This window comes from Enterococcus canintestini, assembly GCF_001885735.1.
Taxonomy (GTDB): Bacteria; Bacillota; Bacilli; order Lactobacillales; family Enterococcaceae; genus Enterococcus_C; species Enterococcus_C canintestini.
Genome location: NZ_JXKG01000060.1, coordinates 1 through 644 on the forward strand (window position 1 = coordinate 1; position 644 = coordinate 644).

1 protein-coding gene is annotated in these 644 nt (G+C 37.0%); it reads left to right on the forward strand.

The window, feature by feature from the left end; all coding sequences use genetic code 11:
- The coding region (locus tag RU96_RS12660) for a tagatose 1,6-diphosphate aldolase (RefSeq protein ID WP_071865815.1) at nucleotides 1-644 on the forward strand (644 nt) is incomplete at both ends.

A 644-nucleotide genomic window follows, 5' to 3' on the forward strand; every position in this document is an offset into this window, starting at 1 on the left:
GACCAACGGGGCGCTTTAAAGAAAATGATCAATAAATACCAAGACCAAGAAGCCCAAGGAGAACAAATTGAAGAATTCAAAAAAATCGTTTCTTCAGAATTAACCCAATATGCTTCTTCTATCTTACTTGATCCAGAATATGGTTTACCTGCAGCAAAAGTAAGAGATGAAAATGCTGGTTTATTATTAGCTTATGAAAAAACTGGTTATGATGCTTCTACACCAGGACGCTTACCAGATATTTTGTCGATTTGGTCTGTGAAACGACTAAAAGAAGCAGGGGCAGATGCATGTAAATTCTTACTTTACTACGATGTGGATGAAAGTGATGAAATTAACGACCAAAAGAAAGCCTTCATGGAACGCATCGGTTCTGAATGTGCGGCAGAAGATTTACCATTCTTCTTAGAATTAGTATCTTATGACGCTAACGATGCCGATACCAGTACGAAAGAATATGCGTTGAAAAAACCACATAAAGTCATTGAAATGATGAAAGAATTTTCAAAACCACGTTATGGCGTAGATGTCTTGAAAATGGAAGTGCCTGTTAACATGAACTATGTTGAAGGCTATACAGAAGGTGAAGTTGCTTATGCAAAAGAAGAAGCGATGGCTTACTTTAAAGAACAATCAGAAGCAAC